The sequence below is a fragment of the Moorena sp. SIO3B2 genome (assembly GCF_010692525.1).
GTDB classification, from domain to species: Bacteria; Cyanobacteriota; Cyanobacteriia; order Cyanobacteriales; family Coleofasciculaceae; genus Moorena; species Moorena producens.
Genome location: NZ_JAAHHE010000296.1, coordinates 1 through 7,613, shown reverse-complemented (window position 1 = coordinate 7,613; position 7,613 = coordinate 1). Strand labels below are relative to the sequence as shown.

Here is a 7,613-nt window from a genome sequence, read left to right as displayed (position 1 = left end):
GCTGTTTATGCTCTCCAGCTTTCATATCCAGCAAGATATACTCATAGGGCACTCCCAACTCCTCAAGATACCACTGCACAATCGCAGCTCGGCTCCGAAGAGCACCATAAAGTTTTAGTTGTGCAGATGATTGACTGACTTCAAAATTGTCATGACTACTGAATTCTGACTCTTGAGTAGGATAAGACATTGTTATAGATCTAGATTCGTTTACCTTAGAAGTATTAAATGCACTTTGCCCACTGACAGGATTAACGTATCCAAGGATTATATAAGTGGATAAAGTAGCTAATAAACAGAATAATAGACCCATAGCAATAAGTCAAGTAGTTGTTAATTTTGTGAGGTAGAAATTTCTGGGTTTTAGGGAGCAGCGAGTAGGGAGCAGGGAGCAGGGAATAGGGAATCGGGAATAGTAGAAAAGAGCGATGCAGCGCGGTCAAAGGATGCTACCCCATTAGCGACTGTATCAATAAGCTACAAAGACTTTTTGATGTTATGAGAAATCCGCCAGATTGTTAATGACCTATTTATAAATGCTATACAGCGTTTTTCATAACTATAAGCTATAAAGGTACATAAAATTTTTTACCTATTCCTTATTCCCGATTCCCGATTCCCGATTCCCGATTCCCGATTCCCGATTCCCAATTCCCTACTCCCAATTCCCTACTCCCAACCAGTTTTTCACAAAACTTTTCAAAATATGTTATAATATTATATTTTTTGTGCTAAACTATAAGAGTGGGCGCTGAGACGCCCGGAGTCAAGAGCTAGCCCGTAGATGTTGGACCGTCGGCGGGCTAGCTCTGGCTCCCCTACAAAAGGAGATAGTTTGATTATGAGTTATTCTGAACGCCTTCATCCGTGGGTGGTCATTCGGCTGTTACCCAAGATGCAGCGGAGAGTCGTTGCTCGCTTCCGGAACCGGTCTGATGCGGAAGGACACTTATGGGCTCTGAAACGATTAATGCCTGATGCTCAATTTGTCATTGTCTTTGACGTCGGTAATCTAGACCTCGGTAATCCAATGGATGAGGAATCCTAGGGGTTTTGCATCGATCAGCGGTCAGCGGTCAGCGGTCAGCGGTCAGCGGTCAGTAGTCAGTGGTCAGTGGTCAGTGGTCAGCCGTCAGCCGTCAGCCGTCAGTGGTCAGCCGTCAGTGGTCAGCCGTCAGTGGTCAGCCGTCAGCCGTCACCTTCAGTGGTCAGTGGTCAGCCGTTGGCTGAAAGCTGATAGCACCTCAAGTAGCGTGCGCGTAGCGCTTAAGCTGATAGCACCTCAAGTAGCGTGCGCGTAGCGCTTAAGCTGATAACTGATTGCTGATTGCTGATTGCTGATAACTGATTGCTGATTGCTGATTGCTGGTAACTGATAGCTGATAGCTGAATACTGATAGCTGATAGCTGATAGCTCAGCAGCACCAAACAACTCTGGTGTACCATGGCACAATGAACCCAGAAAATCTATATCGCGCTATAATATTATTACTATTATGACTAAGTTTGTCTTCATAACTGGAGGGGTTGTATCCAGTATTGGCAAGGGGATTGTTGCTGCTAGCTTGGGACGTTTACTCAAATCCCGGAACTATTCCGTCTCGATTCTTAAACTAGACCCCTATATTAACGTAGATCCGGGCACCATGAGTCCCTACCAACATGGAGAAGTGTTTGTAACATCAGACGGTGCCGAGACAGATTTAGATTTAGGTCACTATGAACGCTTCACGGATACCTCCGTCTCTCGCCTAAACAGTGTCACAACTGGCTCGATTTATCAAGCCGTAATCAATAAAGAACGTCGCGGTGACTACCAGGGGGGAACAGTGCAGGTGATTCCCCACATTACCAATGAAATAAAACAGCGCATTCATCGAGTTGCCCAAAATTCCAATCCTGATGTAGTGATTACAGAAATTGGTGGCACATTGGGGGATATTGAATCCCTACCGTTTTTGGAAGCAATTCGTCAATTCCGTAAGGATGTCGGGCGCAATCACGTCCTTTATATGCACGTCACCCTATTACCTTGGATTCCTGCGGCTGGAGAAATAAAAACTAAGCCAACCCAGCACTCCGTCAAGGAATTGCGTGCCATTGGGATTCAACCGGATATTTTAATTTGCCGATGCGATCGCGCTTTCCCAAGCGGATTAAAAGATAAAATATCAGCATTCTGTGATGTACCAGTAGAGTCAGTTATTTCTGCACAGGACGCCAGCAGTATCTACGAAGTCCCCCTAATGCTAGAAAAAGAAGGACTAGCCCAGCAAACTCTAGAGTTATTCCAGATGGAGCAACGGGAACCAGATTTAACCCATTGGCAGCGGTTAGTTGAGCGTTTGCATAATCCCACTCACCATCTTGAAATTGCCATTGTTGGTAAGTATATCAAACTAACTGATGCCTATCTATCCGTTGTGGAAGCTTTGCAGCATGCTGCGATCGCAAAGGATACCAAAATCAAAATACACTGGGTTAGTGCTGAGGATGTGGAAGCTTACGGCCCTGAACCCTTCCTAAACGGTTTTAACGGTATCCTTATTCCTGGAGGCTTTGGGATTCGGGGAGTAGATGGCAAAATTCAGGCAATTCGGTATGCTAGGGAAAATCAGATTCCCTTGCTGGGCTTATGTTTAGGGATGCAGTGTTCAGTAGTTGAATGGGCAAAGCACGTAGCCCTCTTAGAAGAAGCCCATAGTGCCGAGTTTGTTCCTGATACCAAGAATCCCGTCATTCATCTATTGCCAGAACAACAAGATGTAGTGGATTTAGGCGGTACCATGCGTTTAGGGCTATACCCATGCCGTATAGCACCTGATACTCTAGCATCTTCCCTCTACCAAGAAGAAGTTATTTATGAGCGCCACCGCCACCGCTATGAATTTAATAATGCTTATCGCAACCTATTTCTAGAAACAGGTTTTGTGATTAGTGGGACTTCTCCCGATGGTCGCCTAGTGGAAATAATTGAATTGAAAGAACACCCCTTCTTTATTGCCACTCAGTTCCACCCAGAATTTAGCTCCCGTCCTAGTCATCCCCATCCATTGTTTGTGGGATTTGTGCAAGCTACCCTTGACAAAGCACAGGTTAAACAGTCTAGTACTAACGGCAGTACTAGCGAAAACCAGCAATCCATTGCCCAAGTAGGCTGCTAAGTATGTGACGCAAGTTCTTTCGGTATTGATCAGGGTAAATAGGGCAACAGATGTCACATATGTCGCAGATTAGGGGATCAATGACATCATGCCGGATAATTACCCTCCATCAAAACATGATTCCACAGAAATTATCCGGCTCTGAGGAATAAACCCCTGAAATATGACTTAGCTTGATCAGCAGCTAGGTAACAGTGAAGTACCCCAACCGACACGAAGTAGGTTGGGGCTTCCAACTTTCGCTCAATTCAGGGATGATCTTAATAGAATTAAGAATTAAGAATGCGCGAATTTAGAATTGGATTCTTAATTCTACATTCTTAATTCTACATTCTTAATTCTACATTCTTAATTCTACATTCTACATTCTACATTTTTCCTATCCTGGTTAACTATTTATCCTTATTGGTTGAAAGTCAAGTAACAAGTAACAAATGGAGCATGTCAGTTTTGTTAATCCCTGATTCAGATCCCCCTAAATCCCCCTTAATAAGGGGGACTTTTGAATCTAATTCCCCCCTTGATTAAGGGGGGTTAGGGGGGATATATGTACATAATTACAAAGGTGAAATGCTCCCAGTAACAAGTAACAAGTGTTAATTAACAAGAAGTAACCAGTAATCTGAATAAGAAGAGCAATCCGTATAGGAATTGTGATAATTTTTGTTTCCTGTTCCCTTTGCTAAAGTGATTAACTGGACTCGTTCGAATTGGTAATTGCTAGTATTACCAACCCATTATGTCAATAAGGAGGTTTTGTGAGTTACTGGATAAAAGTTAATTACGATCATCGAGAATATGTCATTGATCTGGATCGGCTTAGTACATTCACCCATGGACCCAACGGAAAAATAACCTTCTGGTTACCCGATAGTACTATTCCCATTATTATCAACCGTCAAAGTGACCCAGACGGTTATCAACGAGTGGTCAACTACATTCAAAAGTTATCAGCACGATCACCTTCAGGTTTTTGGATTACATTCAGTTACGAGCGTCATGATTATATCCTTGACCTCAACAAAATCAGTAGTTTTTGTCACTACCCAAATCAGAGATTAACCTTTTGGTTACCTGACAGTTCCATGCCCATCATTATTAGCGAACAAAAATATCCAGAAATTTATCATAAGATAATAGACTACATTGAACAAAAAACTGGCTATTTACTAACGTAATTATAGAATTTAGAATTTAGAATTTAGAATTTAGAATTGGGAATTTAGAATTAATAATTTAGAATTTAGAATTTAGAATTTAGAATTATACATGCTACCTTCTGGCTTCTGGCTTCTGGCTTCGGGAGCATCCCAATTTGGCACGTTAGCTCTTGTTAGGGGGCTGAAACCCTTGAAATATAGTTGCTTTGGGTAATATTGTTTCCAAAATGAGATGCTCCCCTGGCTTCTGGCTTCTGGCTTCTGGCTTCTGGCTTCTGGCTTCTGGCTTCTGGCTTCTGCCTTCTTAATTCTACATTCTTAATTCTACATTCTTAATTCTTAATTTTTAATTCCCCATTCTTAATTCCCCATTCTTAATTCTACATTCTTAATTCCCCATTCTTAATTCCCCATTCTTAATTCTACATTCTTAATTCTACATTCTTAATTCCCCATTCTTAATTCTACATTCTTAATTCCCCATTCTTAATTCCCCATTCTTAATTCTACATTCTTAATTCTACATTCTTAATTCCCCATTCTTAATTCCCCATTCTTAATTCTACATTCTTAATTCTACATTCTTAATTCAATGTAATTACTGTCACTTCTGGTGGACAAAATAGACGACCTGGCCAATAAGTTCCTAAACCACGATTAGTATACAACTGGTTTCTACCGATCGAATGTAAACCCTCAGACCATTCCCAGTGCTTAGTTACTTTTGAACATACTTTCAAATACGGTATCCAGGGCTGCACAGATTTAGGAATATACTTCCGGAGGGTTTTCAACAATGCTGGCGCAGGTCCGATTCCTGGAATCACAATCTGACCACCATGGGTATGACCAGACAACTGTAAATCCACTCGCCAACGCTGTAATATCTCCGCAGTATCAGGGTTGTGGGATAAGACAATCCGGGGTGTTTTGGGGTCAATTTGATTGAGCACTGGACCAGGATTGAAATCACCAGACCAAAAATCAGCAAGTCCTACTAGAGGTAATTGTGCTCCAAACGGATAAGCGATCGCATTCCACAACACCTTCACACCAATCTTAGTTAGAGCCTGAGTAATTGTTGCTTTTGAATGACGCCAGGCTAAATCATGGTTACCCAGTATAGCATAGATTCCATGGCGACTTTCCAGGTACTTCAATCGCCGCGCTAGTAGATAAATAGGAGTCGGGCTATTGGTTACGTAGTCGCCAGTTAACACGACTAGATCAGGTTCAGCTTGATTAGCGGCTTCAATAGCGTCAGCTAAGATATTTTCTCGTAACTGCTGTCGATCATAATGTAAATCGGATAGTTGTACAAGTTTTGTGCCTCGCAATGACGTAGGTAAATCCGCGATCGCAACGGTGACTTTTTCTACCTTTAAGGGTTCTGAAAATATCCAATTCATCCAGCTAATCGTGAGGGTCATTAAACACTTGCCTCCAGCATAGCTTAGCTATCAGCTATCAGCCATCAGCTATCAGCTATCAGCCATCAACTATCAGCTATCAGTTATCAGTTATCAGCCAATAGCTAATAGCTATAAGTTTTTGAATAAAACAGGTAACCATTTGTTTAATAGTCACGAAAGTCACAGCGTCGTTCGCACAGCGTGGCCAAAGGCCAAAGCCTGTGCCACAAAGCTGACCGCTGACCGCTGACCGCTGACCGCTGACCCCTGATAGCTAAAATCTAATTTAGAATTACGGATAAAATCAGGATTTTTTTTGACTAAGGAAAATTTTGACCTTATCTTTTGACCAAGCTTGAGGATAAATTCTATTTTGGTAAGTTATTTCCTCAGCTTGGTTAGTTTGATCAGGTTCAGGTTTAGTTGAAAAAATTCCACAAGGAATAAATTTGCTATTGGTGGAAAGTTCAGACTTGCTGGCTGATGTATTCTTAACGTTTATATGTTCAATCCTCACTGGTGAATCAGTCTGTTCTTGTAACAGTATCCATAATGGGTATTCCCAGTCATTGTCACCTAAATACAGTCCAATATCTGTACATTTACTACTTTTCAAAACATCAATAGCACCGAGGTAACCTGATTGGATTCGAGACCTACTGTTAAAATATTGCTCAGTACGGCTAGTGTTGAAAATACTGTTAGCGCCCAGAAGAGGTCGTTCTCTGCCAGATAATGCCCATGGTAATGATGTGATAATCAAAAGCACTGCTATAACATTGGCAACTTGACGTAACTTAATTTGGGACAATACTATTCCGACTACTGCAGAAAAAAGTAAGAAAATTGGTAAATGAAGCCGACTGTTCCACCATTGCCATTTCAACAGGAAACAAAATAGTATAAATATGCTAATAATCACAGCAATATAACTGAGTATATAGCGTTGCTTTCGACCCTGTCGTTGGATGAAACAAGCGATGATGGAGAAAACGATTAAAACTAGATGAAGGGTGTTGCTAGTGTTGTTTTCCGTAGCATTAATTCCCAGAGTTGATAATCCACCAGGAATCCCAAACTTTCCGGTATAGGTCGTGCGGGGGTCACTGATATCTACACTTAAAACAAGATGGAATAAACTAATTATCTTATGGGATATAGGATTAATTATCTTACTATTTGTTCCCATATGAAGACCAATATTTCTCAAAATATTGGAGACTAAGACTGAGGTTGTAAAAATTTCATTAGTATATCGTAGTTCTTCTGAAGCCGTGGCAATTGGAGTGCCATACAAATCGAAGTTACGGATATAGTGACCGAGATTAATTAAAATAACAATAACCCCTACCGTTAAAATTGGTTTCCACCATCGCCAACGTAGGCGCTTAATCATCATCAGTGAAAACCAGATAAATAAGGGAAATGCATAAATATAGGCTGTTGCTTTCGTAACAATAGCCATCCCCATGGTAGCACCAACCCCTAATATATTAATCCAGCTAACTCTGGATTTGAGAGTCAAAATAATAAAGTAAGCCAAACAAATCACCCAGAACGAAACCACATAATCATTCTGGGTACTTGACCCTTGTAGGATTCCCATCGGAATAGTAGCAGCGACTACAGCAGCAAAAACCTGTCCTCGTATCGCCGCTCCCAATTCTTTAGCAATCAGAGATACCCCAATCACGCTACCAATCATACTGAACCATTGGACAAGATTAGCTAAGCGATCGCTCCTACTCAAGAGTTGAAAATGCATGATCGTAAATTCAGCCCAAGGGTTTTGGTAAAGCTGTCTGGGAATATGGGTAGGATAATGAGCAACACTGTGATGCTGCATCCAATGAAGGACACGACTCATGTGGTAAGTC

At 41.5% G+C, this 7,613-nt stretch carries 8 protein-coding genes; 4 read left to right on the top strand and 4 right to left on the bottom strand.

What is annotated here, in order from left to right:
• The coding region (locus tag F6K38_RS31655) for a thioredoxin domain-containing protein (protein WP_502709619.1) at positions 1–313 on the bottom strand (313 nt) is incomplete at its 3' end.
• Between the two features lie 528 nt (positions 314–841).
• Here F6K38_RS31655 and F6K38_RS31650 point away from each other — a divergent pair.
• Positions 842–1,048: a hypothetical protein gene (locus tag F6K38_RS31650; protein WP_044494884.1), complete on the top strand. Its 207-nt coding sequence runs from the start codon at positions 842–844 to the stop codon at positions 1,046–1,048.
• Positions 1,035–1,301: a hypothetical protein gene (locus F6K38_RS31645; protein ID WP_154659921.1), complete on the top strand. Its 267-nt coding sequence runs from the start codon at positions 1,035–1,037 to the stop codon at positions 1,299–1,301. Before F6K38_RS31650 ends, F6K38_RS31645 begins: the two co-directional genes overlap by 14 nt.
• Here F6K38_RS31645 and F6K38_RS31640 read toward each other — a convergent pair.
• Positions 1,283–1,453: a hypothetical protein gene (locus tag F6K38_RS31640; RefSeq protein WP_287255040.1), complete on the bottom strand. Its 171-nt coding sequence runs from the start codon at positions 1,451–1,453 to the stop codon at positions 1,283–1,285. The genes F6K38_RS31645 and F6K38_RS31640 overlap by 19 nt on opposite strands.
• A 43-nt stretch (positions 1,454–1,496) precedes the next feature.
• On the opposite strand from F6K38_RS31640, the gene pyrG reads away from it, so the two are divergent.
• On the top strand, positions 1,497–3,164 hold the full coding sequence (gene pyrG / locus F6K38_RS31635; protein ID WP_287359020.1) for a CTP synthase: 1,668 nt from the start codon (positions 1,497–1,499) through the stop codon (positions 3,162–3,164).
• A 758-nt stretch (positions 3,165–3,922) separates the two neighbouring features.
• Positions 3,923–4,342, top strand: a complete 420-nt coding sequence (locus F6K38_RS31630) for a hypothetical protein (protein ID WP_008188465.1) — start codon at positions 3,923–3,925, stop codon at positions 4,340–4,342.
• A 566-nt stretch (positions 4,343–4,908) separates the two neighbouring features.
• Here F6K38_RS31630 and F6K38_RS31625 read toward each other — a convergent pair.
• Both F6K38_RS31625 and F6K38_RS31620 read right to left on the bottom strand, forming a co-directional pair.
• Positions 4,909–5,733 (bottom strand): metallophosphoesterase, encoded by an 825-nt coding sequence (locus F6K38_RS31625; protein WP_502709620.1) that lies wholly within the window; start codon positions 5,731–5,733, stop codon positions 4,909–4,911.
• A 307-nt stretch (positions 5,734–6,040) separates the two neighbouring features.
• Positions 6,041–7,613 (bottom strand): ArnT family glycosyltransferase (locus tag F6K38_RS31620; protein ID WP_287359014.1); only part of this gene is annotated, 1,573 nt, incomplete at its 5' end.